The organism is Spirillospora sp. CA-294931 (assembly GCF_050946795.1).
GTDB lineage: Bacteria > Actinomycetota > Actinomycetes > Streptosporangiales > Streptosporangiaceae > Spirillospora.
This window is the reverse complement of record NZ_CP192006.1, coordinates 6,379,636-6,397,170: the sequence shown is the minus strand read 5'-3', so window position 1 is coordinate 6,397,170 and position 17,535 is coordinate 6,379,636. Positions and strand designations below refer to the sequence as shown.

16 protein-coding genes and 1 tRNA gene are annotated in these 17,535 nt (G+C 70.3%); 13 read left to right on the top strand and 4 right to left on the bottom strand.

Going from position 1 to position 17,535, the window contains the following annotated elements:
• Positions 1–45 precede the first annotated feature (45 nt).
• Positions 46–513 carry a YbjQ family protein gene (locus ACQPY4_RS28760; RefSeq protein ID WP_433326024.1) on the top strand — a complete coding sequence of 156 codons (468 nt, stop codon included), beginning with the start codon at positions 46–48 and terminating at the stop codon, positions 511–513.
• Between the two features lie 354 nt (positions 514–867).
• On the opposite strand, the gene ACQPY4_RS28755 is transcribed toward ACQPY4_RS28760, so the two are convergent.
• Positions 868–2,115, bottom strand: coding sequence for a molecular chaperone DnaJ (locus ACQPY4_RS28755; RefSeq protein ID WP_433326022.1), 1,248 nt, complete (start codon positions 2,113–2,115; stop codon positions 868–870).
• A gap of 193 nt (positions 2,116–2,308) precedes the next feature.
• Here ACQPY4_RS28755 and ACQPY4_RS28750 point away from each other — a divergent pair, with 193 nt between their 5' ends.
• From ACQPY4_RS28750 to ACQPY4_RS28715, 8 genes are all read left to right on the top strand, one after another.
• Positions 2,309–2,884: a TerD family protein gene (locus tag ACQPY4_RS28750; RefSeq protein WP_433326020.1), complete on the top strand. Its 576-nt coding sequence runs from the start codon at positions 2,309–2,311 to the stop codon at positions 2,882–2,884.
• Positions 2,885–2,929: 45 nt separating this feature from the next.
• Positions 2,930–3,508 carry a TerD family protein gene (locus tag ACQPY4_RS28745; RefSeq protein ID WP_433326018.1) on the top strand — a complete coding sequence of 193 codons (579 nt, stop codon included), beginning with the start codon at positions 2,930–2,932 and terminating at the stop codon, positions 3,506–3,508.
• Positions 3,509–3,551: 43 nt separating this feature from the next.
• Complete coding sequence (locus ACQPY4_RS28740) at positions 3,552–4,694, top strand: DUF475 domain-containing protein (protein ID WP_433326016.1); 1,143 nt, start codon at positions 3,552–3,554, stop codon at positions 4,692–4,694.
• Positions 4,695–4,753: 59 nt separating this feature from the next.
• The gene (locus ACQPY4_RS28735) at positions 4,754–5,332 is read left to right on the top strand and encodes a TerD family protein (protein ID WP_433326014.1); all 579 of its coding nucleotides are present in this window, start codon (positions 4,754–4,756) and stop codon (positions 5,330–5,332) included.
• Between the two features lie 168 nt (positions 5,333–5,500).
• Positions 5,501–6,658 (top strand): HpcH/HpaI aldolase/citrate lyase family protein, encoded by a 1,158-nt coding sequence (locus tag ACQPY4_RS28730; protein ID WP_433326012.1) that lies wholly within the window; start codon positions 5,501–5,503, stop codon positions 6,656–6,658.
• Entirely contained in the window at positions 6,655–7,896 is a 1,242-nt protein-coding gene (locus tag ACQPY4_RS28725; RefSeq protein ID WP_433326010.1) for a phosphoribosyltransferase family protein, read from the top strand. Before ACQPY4_RS28730 ends, ACQPY4_RS28725 begins: the two co-directional genes overlap by 4 nt.
• A complete protein-coding gene (locus tag ACQPY4_RS28720; protein ID WP_433326008.1) occupies positions 7,893–9,023 on the top strand; it encodes a cysteine protease StiP family protein in 1,131 nt (376 codons plus the stop codon). The genes ACQPY4_RS28725 and ACQPY4_RS28720 overlap by 4 nt, the downstream gene beginning before the upstream one ends.
• Positions 9,020–9,850, top strand: coding sequence for an HAD family hydrolase (locus ACQPY4_RS28715; protein WP_433326006.1), 831 nt, complete (start codon positions 9,020–9,022; stop codon positions 9,848–9,850). Before ACQPY4_RS28720 ends, ACQPY4_RS28715 begins: the two co-directional genes overlap by 4 nt.
• Positions 9,851–9,947: 97 nt before the next feature.
• On the opposite strand, the gene ACQPY4_RS28710 is transcribed toward ACQPY4_RS28715, so the two are convergent.
• A complete protein-coding gene (locus ACQPY4_RS28710; RefSeq protein ID WP_433326004.1) occupies positions 9,948–12,668 on the bottom strand; it encodes a BTAD domain-containing putative transcriptional regulator in 2,721 nt (906 codons plus the stop codon).
• A gap of 378 nt (positions 12,669–13,046) precedes the next feature.
• On the opposite strand from ACQPY4_RS28710, the gene ACQPY4_RS28705 reads away from it, so the two are divergent.
• From ACQPY4_RS28705 to ACQPY4_RS28695, 3 genes are all read left to right on the top strand, one after another.
• Positions 13,047–13,445 carry a hypothetical protein gene (locus tag ACQPY4_RS28705; RefSeq protein ID WP_433326002.1) on the top strand — a complete coding sequence of 133 codons (399 nt, stop codon included), beginning with the start codon at positions 13,047–13,049 and terminating at the stop codon, positions 13,443–13,445.
• A 287-nt stretch (positions 13,446–13,732) separates the two neighbouring features.
• On the top strand, positions 13,733–15,043 hold the full coding sequence (locus ACQPY4_RS28700; protein ID WP_433326000.1) for an MGH1-like glycoside hydrolase domain-containing protein: 1,311 nt from the start codon (positions 13,733–13,735) through the stop codon (positions 15,041–15,043).
• Between the two features lie 17 nt (positions 15,044–15,060).
• On the top strand, positions 15,061–15,537 hold the full coding sequence (locus tag ACQPY4_RS28695) for a hypothetical protein (RefSeq protein ID WP_433325998.1): 477 nt from the start codon (positions 15,061–15,063) through the stop codon (positions 15,535–15,537).
• Between the two features lie 91 nt (positions 15,538–15,628).
• On the opposite strand, the gene ACQPY4_RS28690 is transcribed toward ACQPY4_RS28695, so the two are convergent.
• On the bottom strand, positions 15,629–15,913 hold the full coding sequence (locus ACQPY4_RS28690) for a YtxH domain-containing protein (protein ID WP_433325996.1): 285 nt from the start codon (positions 15,911–15,913) through the stop codon (positions 15,629–15,631).
• Positions 15,914–16,074: 161 nt separating this feature from the next.
• Between ACQPY4_RS28690 and ACQPY4_RS28685 the strand changes: the two genes are divergently transcribed.
• A tRNA-Asn gene (locus tag ACQPY4_RS28685) sits at positions 16,075–16,147 on the top strand.
• Between the two features lie 70 nt (positions 16,148–16,217).
• Here ACQPY4_RS28685 and ACQPY4_RS28680 read toward each other — a convergent pair.
• Positions 16,218–17,417, bottom strand: coding sequence for a site-specific integrase (locus ACQPY4_RS28680; protein ID WP_433325994.1), 1,200 nt, complete (start codon positions 17,415–17,417; stop codon positions 16,218–16,220).
• Positions 17,418–17,535 lie beyond the last annotated feature (118 nt).

Below are 17,535 nucleotides of genomic sequence, written 5' to 3'. Positions count from 1 at the left end.
GGCATAACGGTGCATCGGGCGCCATGGGTGGATTACCTTGGAGCCATGCTGATCGTGACGACTGACGGCCTGGCGGGGTACGAGATCCGCAATGTGCTCGGCGAGGCCATGGGGGTGGCCGTCCAGGCGGATCAGGGACGTCCCGCCGGGGGGACCAGCAGCGGAACCTTCCGGGTCACCGGCGAGAACCCGGGCACCGTCGGCCTGGCCGCCGCACGCCGCCAGGCGGTCGAGCGCCTCGGCGAGGAGGCCAGGCGCAAGGGCGCCAACGCCGTGGTGGGCATGTGCTTCGACACGGCCGCGCTGGGCGGCGGCCACGAGGTCTGCGCCTACGGCACCGCCGTCTGGGCCGAGCCCGCGCAGTCGGCCGGACGCGGTGACCAGCAGGTGCACCCCGCGGCGGCCGCACCCCACCACCCGAACCCGCAGGTCCCGCCCTACGACCCGCAGCCGGGCGGCCCGCCCATGGCCGCCCGCAACCTGACCATCGGCGTCCACGACCGCCCCCGCTAACCGCCGCCCCCCGCTGACCCCGACCGTCGGCCGCCGAGCGCACAGCCCGCGTCGGCGACCGCTCCGCGGAGGCCGCGGGGTCGGCACGGTCGGCGTCCGGCCTCGGCCGTCCGCGCCAGCCCACGGCGGGCCGACCGGCCGTCGGGGCGGCGGCGGACGTCCCGCCCAACCGGACGATCGGCGTCCACGAAAGCCCCCGCTAACCCGCACACCCCCAGGACGCCGTTTCACCGCCCGTGTCGGGTGGTGGGCCGTCCGGCCGTGGGCCGGACGGGTACATCCTTCATGTCGGTTCGGACATGGGTGGCTGTCCTTTGGGGCTGAGTATGGGGGCGCTTCGTACCATCCGGAGGGTCAGGTTCCGGCGGCGCGTTCTGAGCGGATGCGGGCGACGACGTCGCCGGCGGCCGTTTTGATCGACTCCAGCTCCTGGAGGTAGGCCCAGTAGTCGGGGTGGGTGCCTGAGAGGCGCTCGGGTGCCTTCTCCAGGCGTTCCACCAGGCCGTCCAGCACCCGGGCGTGCTGGGGCGCCGCGCCGCCGGGCTGGGCCGTGGCCAGCCGCTGGGCGTCGCGGACGGCGAAGCGGACGGACTCCACCGGCTTGCGGGGGTCGGCCTTGGTGGCGTCGAGTTCGGCCACTCGGCCGGTGACCTGCCCGGCGCGGCGGTCGGCGGCGTTCAGCTCGGTGCGGGCGGCGGTCATCGCGCGCTGCGCGTCCTTCCACTCGTTGCGCGACAGGTGGGCCGACGCCTCGTTCAGCCGCTCCCGGGCACGGGTCACCCCGGCTTCGATCGACTCCGGCGCGCCCTTGAGGTCTTGCCAGCAGCTCTGCGAGTAGCCCCGCAGCAGCAGCCGCATGGCCTGCCGGACGGGCTCGACGCGCCCGGCCACGATGTCGGCGCGCGTGCGGGCCGAGGCGAGCGAGTGGCGGACCTTCTCGCCCAGCAGGGGCAGCTCGTCGGCGGCCTCGCGGGCCTTCTCGGCGAGCGCCAGCACCTCCTCGGCCTTGGCCATCGCGCCCGCGAGGCCGAGCCCGCCCAGGCCCTGGGAGCTCAGCTGGGCGAGCCCCGCGCGGGCGGCGGCCAGGTCGGCCTCGGGGTCGGAGGCGTCCATGCCCGCCTTCTGCGCGGCCACGACGGCCGCGTCGGCGGCGGCGACGGCGTCGCGCGCGGCGGTGAGCCGGGGCGGCAACTGGTCGAGCGCCGTCTCCAGCCGCGCCATCGCGGGTGCCAGCCGCTCGGCGAACCCGTTGAGGGTGCCGGTGATCTGCCGCAGCTGGTCGGTGACGGCCATGAACGCGCGCCGCGCCGCGTCGTACTCGGCCGCCGAGCGCTCGTGGGAGTCGAGGTCGTGCGCGTCCAGCACGGAGATATAGGCGACCGAGGCGTTGTCGGCCGCGTCGTTGAGCCCCTCGAACTCCCGCCTCACCGGAGCGGCCGCCGCCGCGTCCAGGTCGGCGAACACCGTCACCCGGCCCGCGATGTACTTCTGCGCCTGGTCCATGTCGTAGAAGGCCGCGGACGCGGCCTCCCTGGCCTCGACCGCCGAGGCCGCCCCCTGATCACCACGCCCGCGACGGCGCTGGTCGCCCGCTCCCCGCAATTCCGCCTCCCTTCACCTCGGTCCAGTGTCCCGCAGGACCGGCGATCTGTTCATTGTCGCGTCATGGTCATTCCGGTTGTGACCGGGCCAACGGCAGGATAGGGAACGAGTAGCATCGCATCAGCGTCGTAAAGCCTGACGTCGGCATGGCGTCCGGCAAGTGGCAGGCAGAGCAAACGATCATGGAGGCAACGTGCCAATCAGCCTGAGCAAGGGCGGCAACGTCTCGCTTACCAAGCAGGCCCCGGGCCTGACGGCGGTGAACGTGGGCCTGGGCTGGGACCTGCGCACCACGACCGGCACGGAGTTCGACCTGGACGCCTCGGCCATGGTCCTCGACTCCACCGGCAAGATCATCACCGACCAGCACTTCGTGTTCTTCAACAACCTGCGCACCCCCGACGGCGGCGTCGAGCACACCGGCGACAACAAGACCGGCGAGGGCGAGGGCGACGACGAGGTCATCAAGGTCAACTTCGGCGCGATGCCCGACACCGCCGAGCGCGTGGCGTTCGCGGTCTCGATCTACGACGCCGAGACCCGCAGCCAGAACTTCGGCCAGGTGCGCAACGCCTACATCCGCGTCGTCAACCAGACCGACAACAGCGAACTGGCCCGCTACGACCTCTCCGAGGACGCCGCCACCGAGACCGCGATGGTCTTCGGCGAGCTCTACCGCAACGGGGCGGAGTGGAAGTTCAAGGCGGTCGGCCAGGGGTACGCCTCCGGCCTGGCGGGTATCGCCACGGACTTCGGCGTGAACCTCTAAATTGCGGCGTCCACCCTCACGTCACACTCGGGAGTAGACCGGATCATGGGAGTATCGCTCGCCAAGGGCGGCAACGTCTCGCTGTCGAAGGCCGCGCCGAACCTGACCGCCGTCACCGTCGGTCTCGGCTGGGACGTCCGCGCCACCACAGGCGCCGACTTCGACCTGGACGCGTCGGCGCTTATGCTGGGGGCCGGAGGCAAGGTCCTCTCCGACCAGCACTTCGTGTTCTTCAACAACCTCACCAGCCCCGACGGCTCGATCGAGCACACCGGTGACAACCTCACCGGTGAGGGCGAGGGCGACGACGAGAGCATCAACGTCAACCTGAGCGCCATCCCGCCCGAGTGCGACCGGGTCGTCTTCCCGGTGTCGATCTACGACGCCGACAACCGCGGCCAGAGCTTCGGCCAGGTCCGCAACGCCTTCATCCGGATCGTCAACCGGTACGACGGCAACGAGCTGGCGAGGTTCGACCTCACCGAGGACGCCTCCACCGAGACCGCCATGGTCTTCGGGGAGCTTTACCGGCACGGCGGGGAGTGGAAGTTCCGCGCCGTGGGCCAGGGGTACGCCTCCGGCCTTCACGGAATCGCCGTGGACTTCGGCGTCAACGTCGGATGACCGTCCCGGTCACCGGCGCCCCGCAACGAACAGAAACATTGGCATGATTCTTCGCACCTTCGGTTGGTCCTTCGCGGTCACCGGCCTCGGCCTGGTCGTCGCCCTCCTTTACGGAGGGCCGGCCGGGCTGGCGCTGGTGGCCGTCCTCGCCGTCCTTGAGATCTCGCTCTCGTTCGACAACGCCGTGGTGAACGCCAAGGTGCTCGACCGGATGAGCCCGTTCTGGCAGAAGATCTTCCTGACCATCGGCATCGCCATCGCCGTCTTCGGCATGCGCCTGGTGTTCCCGCTGGTCATCGTGGGGATCACCGCCAAGCTCGGGCCCATCGAGGCGTTCGAGCTGGCGTTGGACGACGAGGACAAGTACAAGCGTCTGATGGACGAGGCGTATCCCATGATCGCCGCGTTCGGTGGGATGTTCCTGATGATGCTGTTCCTCGACTTCGTGTTCGAGGACCACGTCCACAAGTGGCTGCCGTGGCTTGAGCGGCCGCTGGCGCGCATCGGGAAGCTGGACCAGCTGTCGGTGGTCGTCGCGGGTGGTGCGCTCGCGGTCGTGGCGGGCTTCTACGCCAAGGATCCCGGCGAAGTGATGATCGCCGGAGTGCTCGGCATGATCACCTATATCGCGGTCAACGGGCTCGGCGAGCTGTTCTCCGAGGCCGGCGATCTGGACGACGACGATGACGACGAGGGCGACGACGAGGACAAGGGCGACAAGGCCCTGTCCGAGAAGGCCGTGTCCGAGAAGCGCGGCGGAGCGGGTGAGCTGGTGCTGGCCACCGGCAAGGCCGGGTTCTTCCTGTTCCTTTACCTGGAAGTGCTCGACGCCTCGTTCTCCTTCGACGGCGTCATCGGCGCGTTCGCCATCAGCACCGACCCGGTCGTCATCGCGCTGGGTCTGGGCATCGGCGCCATGTACATCCGGTCGCTCACCGTCTACCTGGTGCGCAAGGGCACGCTGCACGAGTACGTCTACCTCGAGCACGGCGCCCACTGGGCGATCGGTGCCCTGGCGGTCTGCATGCTGATCAGCATCGGTCACCACGTGCCCGAGTGGATCACCGGTGGGCTCGGCGCGGGCCTGATCATCGCCGCGTTCATCAGCTCGCTGGTGCGCAACCGCGAGGACGACGCGCAGGCCGAGACGATCGACGACAAGGAACTGCACTCCACCAAGCTGTGAGTGAGCCCGTACACACCCCGCGACCTGTGTGCCTTCCCATCTCAGCAAAGGAGCCGTAGATGTCGATCTCGTTGCAGAAGGGCCAGAAGGTGTCGCTGGCCAAGCCGGGCGGCGGCACGCTCACCAAGGTCAAGATGGGCCTGGGCTGGGACGCGGTGGCCAAGAAGGGCCGCTTCGGCAAGTCCAAGGCCCAGACGATCGACCTGGACGCCTCGTGCCTGCTGTTCGACGGCAGCGGCAACCTCGCCGACGCCGTGTGGTTCAAGCAGCTGCGCAGCAAGGACGGGTCGATCCTGCACACCGGCGACAACCTGACCGGCGAGGGGGAGGGCGACGACGAGGTCATCAACGTCGACCTCCAGCAGGTCCCGGCCAACGTCACCCAGCTGGTGTTCACGGTGAACTCCTTCACCGGGCAGGACTTCTCGCAGATCGAGAACGCCTTCTGCCGGCTGGTCGACGAGGCCACGGGCCAGGAGATCGCCCGCTACGACCTGAGCGGTGCGGGTCCGCACAACGCCCAGATCATGGCGAAGGTCTCGCGGGACGGCTCGGGCTGGTCGATGACGGCCATCGGCGCCACGGCGTCCGGCCGGACCGTCCAGCACCTCATCCCGGCGGTCTCCGCACACCTGTGACGGCTGATTCACCGGTGGTGGGGCGCTGGCTCCCCACGTGACGGGCGGGTACCTTCGGGTACCCGCCCGCTTCATCTGTGGACATACCCTGGTTACACGGCGTCGCTACGGTGATCGAGCGGTCACCCTGGGCGGCCGTGACCGACGATGGGGGAGGATCAAGCGTGCATGCGGCACTTTGACCACATCGATCCCGGGCGCCGGAAACCTCTGTTCTACCGCCATCCCCGCTCGTTCGACCGGGACGACGACGCCTCGACCCTGGCGGTGGCGCTGGGCGCCACGCTCTACCTCCCGGCCACCAGGCCCTTCATCGCCGACGACGTGGTCAAGGCGGCCCGCAGGGGCGTGACCAGCATGGTCGTCTGCCTGGAGGACTCGATCTCCGACGACGACGTCGCCGCGGCGGAGGCCAACGCGGTCGAGCAGTTGCGCATCGTGCGGTCCCGGGGGGACGAGGTCCCGCTGCTGTTCATCAGGGTCCGCACGCCCGAGCAGATCGGCGATCTGGCCGCCCGGCTGGGCGGCGCGGCCGAGCTGGTCAGCGGGTTCGTCCTGCCCAAGTTCACCGGCGCCGACGGGGGCGCGTTCCTGGAGGCGCTGGAGGACACCGCGTCCCGCACCGGGCGGCGGCTGCTGGCCATGCCGGTGATCGAGAGCCAGGAGGCGGTCTACCGCGAGACCCGCACCCAGATGCTCCAGGAGGTCGCCCAGCTCCTGGCCAAGCACCGCGAGCGCGTGCTGGCCGTCCGGCTGGGCGCCACCGACATGTCCGCGGCCTACGGGCTGCGCCGCCCGCCCGACCTGACGATCTACGACATCCACCCGGTCGCCGGGGTGATCTCCGACGTGGTCAACATCCTGGGCCGCGCCGACGGGACGGGCTTCGTGGTCACCGGGCCGGTCTGGGAGTACTTCTCGGCCGGTGAGCGGCTGTTCAAGCCGCAGCTGCGGCAGTCGCCGTTCGAGCGCCAGCAGGCCGCGCCGCTGCGCCAGCGGCTGATCACCGCCGATCTGGACGGCCTGATCCGCGAGGTGCACCTCGACAAGGCCAACGGGCTGACGGGCAAGACCGTCATCCATCCGACCCATGTGGCGGCCGTCCACGCCCTGTCGGTGGTGACGCACGAGGAGTACTGCGACGCCGCCGACATCATGGGCGTCTCCGGCGGCGGAGCCATGGCCAGCGCCTATGCCAACAAGATGAACGAGGCCAAGCCCCACCGGGCCTGGGCCGAGCGGCTGATGCTGCGGGCCCGGATCTTCGGTGTGGCGGCCGAGGACGTGACGTTCGTGGAACTGCTCGAAGCGGCGGGAGGCCGGTGAACGAGAACGTCTGGTCCGGCGCGTGGGTCGCGGAACGGCTCGGCGTGCGGATCGTGGGGGAGGGCCTGCCCGGCCTGGTCGGCATGGCCGTGCGGCGCAACCCGCGCCGCGCCCATCTGCTGGTGTCGACGGTGCTGGGCAAGCACGTCCCCACCGATCCACGCGTCGTTTACGGGGCGGGGATCAGGCTGGGCGGGCTCGTCCGCGCGCGCTTGGACGGCGACGACGCCATCGTCCTGGGATACGCCGAAACGGCGACGGCGCTGGGGCATTCGGTCGCGGACGCCCTGGCAGGGGCCTATTACCTGCATTCAACCCGCCGCCCCGTGCCGGGCTTCACGCCATACGGGGCGTTCGAGGAGGAGCACAGCCACGCCACCAGCCACCTGATGCTGCCCGCCGACCCGGCGATGCTCGACCGGGACGTCCCGCTGGTGCTGGTGGACGACGAGCTGTCCACGGGCCGCACGGTGCTGAACACGATCGAGGCGCTGCACGCCGTCCGTCCGCGCGGCCACTACGTGGTGGCCGCCCTGGTCGACCTGCGCGGCGAGGCCGATTGGGCGCGCATGCGCGAGCTGGAGGCGCGCCTCGGGGCACGGATCGAGACGGTCGCGCTGGCGGCGGGACGGGTCGAACTGCCCGACGACATCCTCGACGCCGGGCGCGCGCTCGTGGACGAGCTGGAGCAGCACGGCGGCCAGGCCGTCCCGGGGGAGTCCCACCCGGTGATGCGCGCCGACCTAATGTGGCCCGAAGACCTCCCCGACGGCGGACGCCACGGTTTCCTGCCCGAGCACCGCGCGCGCTTGGAGAAGGAGCTACCGGCCATGGCCGAGCGGGTCGCCGACCTCGTCGAGGGGCGGCGGGTGCTGGTGCTGGGCTTCGAGGAGCTGATGTACGCGCCCCTGCGCCTCGCTGAGGCCCTCGCCGACGCCCTGCCCGACGTGGACGTGCGCTACTCCACCACGACACGCTCTCCCGTACTGGCCGTGGATGAGCCCGGCTATGCGATCCGCACACGGCTGGTGTTCCCGGCCCACGACGACCCCGCCGACGGGCCCGGCGACCGCTACGCCTACAACGTGGCCGGAGGCGGATTCGACGCGATCGTGCTGATGGTCGACGATGCCGGTGACACCGAGGCGCTGTCCGGCGGCCTGCTGGAGCGGCTCGCGCAGCTGGCACCGGTCGTCCTGGCGGCCGTGCCGTCCTACCGAGGGGAGCCGGCGCCGTGAAGCCGCTGTACGGGCCCGAGTTCGGCAGCTACGCGCGCGAGGACGTCACCTGGCTGCTGAAGGACCTCTCCTCCGTCCGGCTGGAGGCGCCCACCGAGGAGCGCGAGGCCGCCATCCAGGCGGGCCGCGCGCACTACGCCGAGTCGCTGCCGGTGGAATACCAGCCCAGCCCCGCCTACCAGCGCCTGTTCCACGAGGCTCTCGACACCTCGGCCGAGCGGCTGGCCTACGCGGTCGGGCTCATCACCGAGATGATCCTCGCCGAACGCGGGTCGGGGGCCGTGCTGGTCTCCCTGGCGCGCGCGGGCACTCCCGTAGGCGTTCTCGCCCGGCGCTGGGCCCGGTTCGCACACGGCCTGGACCTGCCGCATTACGCCGTCAGCATCGTTCGTGGCCGGGGCATCGACGCCGTCGCCCTGCGCTACCTGGCCGCCCACCACGACCCGTCCGCCGTGATGTTCGTCGACGGCTGGACGGGCAAGGGCGCGATCACCCGCGAGCTCGCCGCCGCCCTCGACGAGCACGCCGACGCGACGGGGGAGCGGTTCGCCCCCGACCTGGCCGTGCTGGCCGACCCCGGACGCTGCACGAACCTCTACGGCACCCGCGACGACTTCCTCATCCCGTCGGCCTGCCTCAACTCCACCGTGTCCGGCCTGGTGAGCCGGACGGTGCTGAACGACCGGCTGATCGGCCCCGGCGACTTCCACGGCGCCAAGTTCTACGCCGAACTCGCGCCCGACGACGTCTCCGGGCGCTTCCTGGACGCGGTCTGCGCGCGCTTCCCCGACGTCGCCGAGCGCGTCGCCAAGGACCTGCCCGCGCTCAGGGCGTCCGACCGCGCCCCCGACTGGTCCGGGTGGGAGGCCGTCCGCCGCGTCGGCGCGGAACACGGCGTCGACGACCTGAACCTGATCAAGCCGGGCGTGGGCGAGACCACCCGGGTCCTCCTGCGCCGGGTGCCCTGGAAGATCCTCGCCCGCGCCGACGCGGGCCCCGACCTCACCCACATCCGGCTCCTGGCCGCCGAACGAGAGGTTCCCGTGATCGACGTCGATCCGGTCGCGCTGCCCTACGCCTGCGTCGGGCTGATCCACCCCCGCTTCGCCCGCGGAGCCGCCCAGTGAGCACGCTGGTCTGCTCCGACCTCGACCGGACGCTGATCTACTCGGTCAACTCCATGGACCTCTCCGGCCCGGACGAGGCCATGCCGCGCCTGCTCTGCGTCGAGTTCTACCAGGGCGCCCCCCTCACCTACATGACCGAGACAGCCGCCCGGGGCCTGGAAGCCCTGGCCGACACCACCACGTTCGTCCCCACCACCACCCGCACCCCCGAGCAGTACGCCCGAGTGCACCTCCTGGAGAAACCCCCCGCATACGCCATCTGCTCCAACGGGGGCCACATCCTGGTCGACGGAGTAGATGACCCCGAATGGGCAGCCGCCGTCCGCTCGCGCGCAACCGGCGCCGAACTGGCCGAGGTCCGCGAACACCTCACGCGCATCGGGGGCGACTTCGTCCTGAAGTACCGCAGCGCGTCCGACCTGTTCGCCTACACCGTCGTCGACCGGGCCGCGCTGCCCGGCGGCTGGGTCGAGGACCTCACCGGCTGGTGCGCCGAACGCGGCTGGCGGACGTCCCTCCAGGGCCGCAAGGTCTACTGCCTGCCCGCCGGGCTGACCAAGGCCGCCGCCGCGACCGAGATCGCCGCCCGCACCGGCGCGGGCACGATGCTGGCCGCGGGCGACTCCCTCCTGGACATCGAGCTGCTGGACGCCGCCGACGCCGCGATCCGTCCGGCCCACGGCGAACTGCACGACACCAACTGGACGTCCGAAACCACCCGCGTCACCACCGCCACCGGCATCGCGGCCGGCGAGGAGATCATTTCCTGGTTCCTCGACCACGCCGCGAGTTCGCCGGAAACACCACCGCGACAGCCTTCTCCCTGATCGCACTTCGTGGGCCGCGGCGAGGCGGCCGGGCCGCGGTAATGCGAGGTCGACCTGGACGGGGGAACGGCGGCGATCAGAGTGGTGTTCCGGCGGGTCAGCGCGCCTGCCGGATCCGCTCTCGCACTTTCGCCGCCTGCGGGGCGCCGAGCTGCTCGAAGATGGCCAGCGCGTGCCCCCAGGACCGCCGGGCGGCGGGGAGCTGACCGGTGTCGTACTGCACGTCGCCGAGTGTGTAGAGCGCGGACGCCTCGCTCTGCCGGCTGCCGAGTTCGCGGGCGACGGCGAGTGCCTGACGGGCGTAGCCGGCCGCCTCCTCGAACCGGCCCCTGTTCCGGTGGATCCGTCCCAGAATGGACAGGACCCGGCTCCTGCCCATCCGGTCATCGATCTCACCGAACAGCGTCAGGGCTTGCCGGAGGTGGTCGACGGCCTCGTCGTTCCGCGGCACGTCCGCGTAGGTCTCCCCAAGCTGGTGCAGAGCCCAGGCCCTTCCCCAGGGGTCCCCGATCTTCGCGAAAATCTTCAAGGCGGCGCGGCCATGGCCGAACGCCGCGTCGTGCTGCCGCAGATCGCGGTGGCTCATGCAGAGCAGCGTGCGTGCCGCCGCCTCGACCCACGGCTCACCGATCTCCTGACTCAGCGCGATGGCCTCGTGGAACCGGTCGAACGCCTCGTCGTGCCGGTGGATCTCACGGTGGGCGTTGGCGAGACTGGTGAGCAGGAGGGACTCCCCGTACCTCTCGCCGCTTCGCCGGGCGACCTGGAGGGCGAGGTGATGCGAGGCGATCCAGTCGTCCCATCGGGTGCTGACGTAGAAGTAGCTCCACAGCGTGAAGGGCAGTTTCCAGGCCACCTCATCGTGGCCCGTCCGCGCGGCGTGGTCGGCGACCGCCATCATGTTGAGCCGTTCGGTCTCGCACCACTTCACCGCGGCACCCGCGGACTCCAGCACGGCGACCTCGCAGACGGGGTCCGGCGGATCCACCGGAACGCGGCGACGCCACGGCATGAGCACCCGGTCGACCGCGAGCGCGCTGTGCAGGTACCACGTGAGCAAGCGTCGCAGAGCCGCCTGGCGTCCCTCCCGCGGCTCGTCCGCGTCCGCCCGGTCGGCGGCGTAATCCTTGAGCAGGTCGTGGAAGCGGTAGCGGCCGCGGGCGGTCTCCTGGATCAGGTGCACCCGCGTGAGCGCCGCCAGGAGCTCCGCCGTCCGGGTTCCGCCGGCGTTGAAGAGAGCGGCCGCGGCGGCCAGGCTGATGTCCTGGCCGGGATGCAGGCCGAGCAGGCGGAACGCGCGCGCGGTCTGCGGGTCGAGCACCTCATACGACCATGAGAGCGCCTCCCGTACGGTGGTGGTCTCGTCGTCGGCCGCGGCGAGCAGGGCCAGCCGGTCGCGGGTTCCTGCGAGTTCCCTGGTCAGTTCGGCCATCGTGAACCCCGGGCGCAGCGCCGCGAGCTCGGCCGCCAGCCGCAGCGCCAGCGGCAGGAAGGCGCAGCGCCGTGCCAGCTCGACGGCAGCCTCCGGCTCGGTGTCCACAAGCTCGGGCCGCGTCACCCGGCGGAGCAGCGCCAGCGCGTCCGCGAGCGAGAGCAGATCGACCGGAACGTCATGGGCGCCCTCCCTCGCCATGAGACCCGACATGCGGTTGCGGCTGGTCACGACCACCCGGCATCCCGGCGAACCGGGGAGCAGCCACCGGACCTGCCCCGAGGTCGCCGCGTTGTCCAGGACGATCAGCACCCGGCGCCCGTTGAGCCGCGTCCGGAAGAGCGCCGCGCGCTCCTCCAACGGCAGCGGGATGGCGGCGGGCGGCACGCCCAGCGCACGCAGAAACCCGTTGAGGACGTCCTCGACACGGGCCGGACGCCCGGTCGAGCCGAAGCCGCACAGGTCGGTGAACAGCAGGCCGTCCGGGAAGTGGTCCCCGACCCGGTGCGCCCAGTGCACGGCGAGTGCGGTCTTGCCCACCCCGGCCGTTCCCGAGACGGACGCGATCACCATGTCCGCCGGTTCCTCCGGCCTTGGCAGCAGCCGGTCGAGCCGCGCCAGCTCAGCCTCACGCCCAGTGAACATGGAGACGTCCAGCGGCAGTTGCCGGGGCGGGGCGAGGGCCGGCGGTTCCGCCCGGGCGGCCTCGGGCACCGAGACCAGAGACCGCGCCGTGTCGAGACCGGGATCCTCTTCGAGGATCGCCTGGTGCAGCGCGCGGAGTTGCGGGCCGGGCTCGACGCCGAGTTCGGCGACGAGCGTCCCGCGCGCCTCCTGATAGGCCTCCAGCGCTTCGGCCTGCCGGGCCGAGCGATAGAGGGCGAGGACGAGCAGCGCGCAGAAGGGTTCGCGCAGCGGGTGCTCTGCGGTGAGCGTACGCAGTTCCGGGACCAGGTCGCGATGCCGTCCCAGGTCCAGGTCGGCCGACAGTCTCTCCTCGATCGCGGCTAGGTGCAGTTCCGCCAGCCGTTCCGCCTCGTCGGCCAGGTGCGGGGAATCAGCGAGACCCTCGTAGGCCGGCCCGCGCCACAGGCTGTGCGCCTCCCGCAGGAGCGTGCTCGTGGCCAGGAGGTCCCCACCGCGGCGCGCGTCACGGCCACGCGCCAGAAGGTCCTCGAATCGATGGGCGTCCAGTTCCCCCTGGCATACCCGCAGGCGATAACCGGGCGACTCCCAGACGAGCCGGTCGTCGGCTCCCAACGCCCGCCGGAGGTGATGCGCGTACACCCGCAGGTTCGACTGGGCGGAACGCGGCGGCCGCCCGTCCCAGAGGGCGTCAACGAGGACGTCGACGGACACCGTCCTGTTGCCGTGACGCAACAGCACGGCGAGCATCATGCGACGTTTGAGCGGACGAATACGAGTTTCGCGCCCACCGCCACAGAAATGCAGCGGCCCCAGCACCCCGAAGCGCATCTTGTGTTTCCCCGTTGTCCGGTCCCAAATGATCCGACTGATTACCCAACGTTCCATCTCCCGATGCCACGGCCGCAAAACTGGCCGGATCGGCCTCAGCTCTACGACCTGCGGGTTCGCCAACCGGACCCGGCCAGAAGATCGCAGGCCCGGCAAGCCGTCAGAACGGCGCGGGCGCTACCCGCGAACGCGAAATGAACCGGGAATGTACGCGGCGGCAATGGGCCCGTGTCACTTTGATAGCGATCTCCCGCATCCCGAAGGACTCGGCCAATCCAGGAGGCTCTCGTGCAAATCAGCCGAAAATCTCATACCGCCGCGCTCATCGCGGTCTCGACCGCCGCCGCCGGTGCCATGGTGGTGACCACCGGCGCCGTGGCTTCGGCGTCGGCGGGCGCCAAGGCCGCCCCGCGCAACACCTGCGGAGTCGCCCACGCGTGCGGATACGACTACGTCAACTACGGCGGCCGGGAGTTCTTCGACCGCCGCGTGAGGCCGGGGCAGGTCATCAACATCCCGAACAACATGCTCGGCTCCGTCGCGAATCGGACCGGCCACAAGCTGTGCATCATGGACTGGAACGGCACGATCACCGTGGTCCCACCGCACAGCGGGATCCGGGACCTGGGCGACGCGAAGAACAAGGCCGACACGATCAGGGTCCGGAACCCGGGCCAACGCTGCTGATCTGCAGGACCGTCCGCGGGTCGAACGGCGGGGCGGGGCGCACCCCGCCCCGCCGTTTCATCTCACCCGCCCCCTCATCGCCGCCGAGGCCGCGCTGAGCGCGGCGCACCAGCACCTCGACCGGTGCAAGCCGCCAAGGTGGCGCCGGCCCTCCCGAGCCCGAGCCCCGCTGGGTCACGCTTCCTGAAGAGAAGCGACGGCCCTCCAAGGCTCGTCGCGGCGCCGTTCCGCGTTCACAATCGCAGTGAAGGGTGGCCAGATCGCGACCGAGGGTACACGCTGAGTTCATGAGCGCCCGTCTGACCGGTGACGAATCCGCGCTGTGGAAGGCCGCGGCCCGGGTGCTCGACGCCAACTGGACCGGCGCGGCGACCGTCCCGTCCCCGGGCCTGTACCCGCATCAGTGGAGCTGGGACTCGGTCTTCGTCACCATGGGCCTGGCCCGCTACAAGCGCGACCGCGCCGAACGGGAACTGGTCTCGCTCTTTCACGGACAATGGTCGGACGGCCTTCTCCCGCATATCGTCTTCAACACCAGCCTGGCCCGCCACGCCTATTTCCCAGGCCCCGACCTGTGGGAAACGCAAAGACAGCCAAACGGAACCCGCACCTCCGGCCTGACCCACCCGCCCCTCCACGCCCTGGCGGCCCTGCGCCTGCACGAGTGCGCCCGCGACGCCGAAGCCAGCCGCGCCTTCCTGGCCCACCTGTACCCGATGCTCGTAGCCCAGCACGCCTACCTCGCCCGCGTCCGCGACCTCAGCGCGTCCGGCCTGGTCGCGATCTGCCACCCCTGGGAATCGGGCCTCGACAACAGCCCCGCCTGGGACCGTCCCCTGGGAGCGGTCGAGCTCCCGCCCGCGGACTACGCCCCCCGCTGGGCGTCCCGCAATCTCCCCACCGGCGAGGACTACGACCGCTACGTGCGCCTGGTCGTCCTCCTGCGCGAAACCGGATACGACCCCGCCTACATCCGCGACGCCCACCCCTTCGCCGTCGAAGACCCCCTGTTCAACGCCTCCTACCTGGCGTCCACCCACGCCCTGGCCGAACTCGCCGAGATCATCGGCGAAGACCCGACCCCGCACCGCGAATGCGCGTCCCGCGTCCACACCGCCCTCCTCGACCGCCTCTGGGACCGCGACACCGGTTGCTTCCGCGCCCGCGACCTCCGCGCCGGCCGTCTGCTCCCCGTAGTAACGGTCGGCTCCTTCGCCCCGCTCCTCGACCCCGAACTCCCCGAACCCATCACCCGCAGCCTGATCGACCTCCTCCTCTCGGCCCGCTTCGCCGGAGCAGCCGGGTACCCCGTCCCCACCTGCGACATCCAAGCGCCCGCCTTCGACCGCGCGGCCTACTGGCGCGGTCCCACCTGGATCAACACCAACTGGCTGCTCTGGTACGGCGCACTGCTCCACGGCCACGACGTAGTGGCAGATCTCCTCTACGGCGCCACCCTGCGCCTGGTCCGCCAATCAGGCTTCCGCGAGTTCTTCGACCCCTTCGACGGCACAGGCCGGGGCAGCCACGACTACAGCTGGTCCGCCGCCCTGGTGATGGACCTCCTCGGAGCCCGCCGCGCCCCCCGAGCAGCCTGATCGCATACGGTTGCCCCATGCGCCTGAACCGGCTGCCCGCCGCCGTCCGCGAAGCCCTCACCCTGGAACGCGGCGAGCGCCACCTCACCCACGCCGCGACACGCGGCGGCTCCCATGTGGTAGCCACAACCACAGCTCTCCACCTGCCCACAGAGGACGGCGGCTTCACCAGAATCCCCTGGGACCGGGTGGAACAAGCGTCATGGAAAGACGGCTGGCTCCACGTCCACGAGAGCAGGGAACACCACATCCGCCTGACCGACCCGGGCAACGTCCCCGAGGCCGTCCGCGAACGCGTAACCGCCACCATCGCCGTCAACCACCAGGCCAAACTGCCGGGCGGCACCGTCCGCATCACCGGCCGCCGCCCCACCACAGGAGGCGACGTCCGCTGGACCTTCGTCTTCGAAGCGGGCCTGGACCCCAACGACCCAGGCCTGAAAGCCCACGCCGAACAGGCCCTAGAAGCCCTACGCCGCCAAACCGGCCTCTAGATCGCAGGCCAAAGCGGGCGGCACAACACCGCAGGCCAAAGCGGGCGGAAGAACACCGCCCGCTTAGCAGCGCCCAGTAGCGCCAGTAGCCCTAAACCGACGTCTCCCGCCGAGGATCCCGAAGATCCTCAGGCACGGACGCCTCCTCATGACTGCGATGCAGCCGCTCCGGCACATGATCGCGGATCATGCCCTCGGCGCGTCCCATCGCCGTCCCGGCCAGCTCGCCGCCCTTGGTACGCAGCACCTCGGCCTTCTCCTGGACCGTCGGGTTCTCCGTCACCTGCCGCGAGGCCCGCACGAGCTGCTCATAGCGCTCACGCCCGGCCCGCGTCCCAAGGACATACCCGACCGCCGCACCAACGATGAACGTCACGCGGTACTTCATCTGATCCCCCTACCGGTCTGTTCGTGCCCCAACCCCTACCCACGAACGCCGCCCCCAGTCACCCACCCGATAAGCGTGCGCGACCACCACCCCACATGCGCTAACCTAGACGCGCTGGCAGGGACCCCAAACCCCGCCCGCAAGCCCGATCCCGCGTAGCTCAATCGGCAGAGCAGCCGGCTGTTAACCGGCAGGTTATTGGTTCGAGTCCAATCGCGGGAGCAAACAAAAACCCCCGCCTAGCGGGGGTTTCGCTCTTTCTGGTGATCAAGGAGAGAAGGCCGGAGAGAGATTACCCTCCTTCGGCCACCTTGAACGCCGCGTTCATGGACAGCGCCCCGGCTACGATCACCGGCCGCAGCTCCTGACGATAGATCCGCTCCGTGACGTGAGTCGTGGCGTGGCCCATCTCGCCGGAGATGTCCTCCAGCTTCGCGCCCAGCAGGCTCCGGACGCTCGCGTACGTGTGGCGCAGTTCGCGCAGCGAGTAGCGAACCGTGATGCCCGTCTTCTTCAGCAGTCGCCGGAACGCGCGGAGTGCGGTCATGGCGTCCATCCGGGTGCCGTCCGCTCGGGGGAAGACGAGCCCGTGATCCTGCCAGACCGGTCCGGCAGCAAGCCGTTCGGCGGCCTGCCGAGTCTTGTGGGCCTTCAGGGCTTCGACAGCCATTGCGGGCAGCGCGAGAGCACGTCGTGACTTCTTGGTCTTGGTGTCGCCGTGTTCGCGCACTGAGCGGAGGACCACGATGTGCGGGCCGTTCTCCTTGTCGTCCAAGTGCACGTCCTTCCACTGGAGGGCTCGTGCCTCCTCGGTCCTGATGCCCGAGAGCAGGGCGAGGATCACGTAGGGCCCAAACGGGTCGTCCTGCGCTGCCTTGAGGAGGTCGATCACTTCGCCGGACAGCTCGACGATCTCCCCTTGCTCGTCTCGCTTGACGGACAGGGTCATGGACGTTGAGGGCCGTCCTGCCTGGCCGGGCGGAGTTTCGCAGAGTGCGGAGACGTTCTTGTTGATCAGCTCGTCTCGTTGAGCGTGCCGGATCGAGCGCGTCAGCAGCAGGTGAACTTGTCGGAGCGTCTTCGAGCTGAGTTCCCTGGAGAGCTTCTCCAACCAGGAGTCGACGTCTGGGCAGCGAAGATCCTTCAACCGCTTTTCACCGATGTGGGCGATGATCTGATGCTTGCCGAGGGAGCGGGCCTGCGTGATCGTGGCTCGGGCACGCCCCTTGAGCCCACTGGCGATGAAGTCGTTAACCGCGTCTTCGACCTTGTAGGTGTGGTTGCTCCTGGTGCCTTCCCGGACCTCCTTGACAAGCTCGTCGATCTTGGGCTTGAGCGCTTTCGCGGCCTTCTTCTTCTGCTGTTCGTAGGGCAGCTTGTCCCACGCCGGGTCGTGCTTGATGGAGCGCTTACGGCGCTTGCCGTGGGAGTCGAGGACGTCGGCCACCCAGCGGTCTCGGGTGGCGTCGAAGTAGATGCTGACGTCTGGCATCGCGGGTCCTCCTTGGGAGGCCCCCTACTCGGTAGAGTCGAGCTAGGGCCCTCGCTGTGCTCGGATGTGGTGTTCGTGCGGTGGTGTGTGGCCTCAGGCCCTCGGCGGTGTTGGCGCA

Coding starts and splice junctions, on each gene's coding strand:
- ACQPY4_RS28760 (WP_433326024.1), top strand. CDS start 46: ATGCTGATCGTGACGACTGACGGCCTGGCGGGGTACGAGATCCGCAAT.
- ACQPY4_RS28745 (WP_433326018.1), top strand. CDS start 2,930: ATGGGAGTATCGCTCGCCAAGGGCGGCAACGTCTCGCTGTCGAAGGCC.
- ACQPY4_RS28740 (WP_433326016.1), top strand. CDS start 3,552: ATGATTCTTCGCACCTTCGGTTGGTCCTTCGCGGTCACCGGCCTCGGC.
- ACQPY4_RS28735 (WP_433326014.1), top strand. CDS start 4,754: ATGTCGATCTCGTTGCAGAAGGGCCAGAAGGTGTCGCTGGCCAAGCCG.
- ACQPY4_RS28730 (WP_433326012.1), top strand. CDS start 5,501: ATGCGGCACTTTGACCACATCGATCCCGGGCGCCGGAAACCTCTGTTC.
- ACQPY4_RS28700 (WP_433326000.1), top strand. CDS start 13,733: ATGAGCGCCCGTCTGACCGGTGACGAATCCGCGCTGTGGAAGGCCGCG.
- ACQPY4_RS28695 (WP_433325998.1), top strand. CDS start 15,061: ATGCGCCTGAACCGGCTGCCCGCCGCCGTCCGCGAAGCCCTCACCCTG.
- ACQPY4_RS28680 (WP_433325994.1), bottom strand. CDS start 17,417: ATGCCAGACGTCAGCATCTACTTCGACGCCACCCGAGACCGCTGGGTG.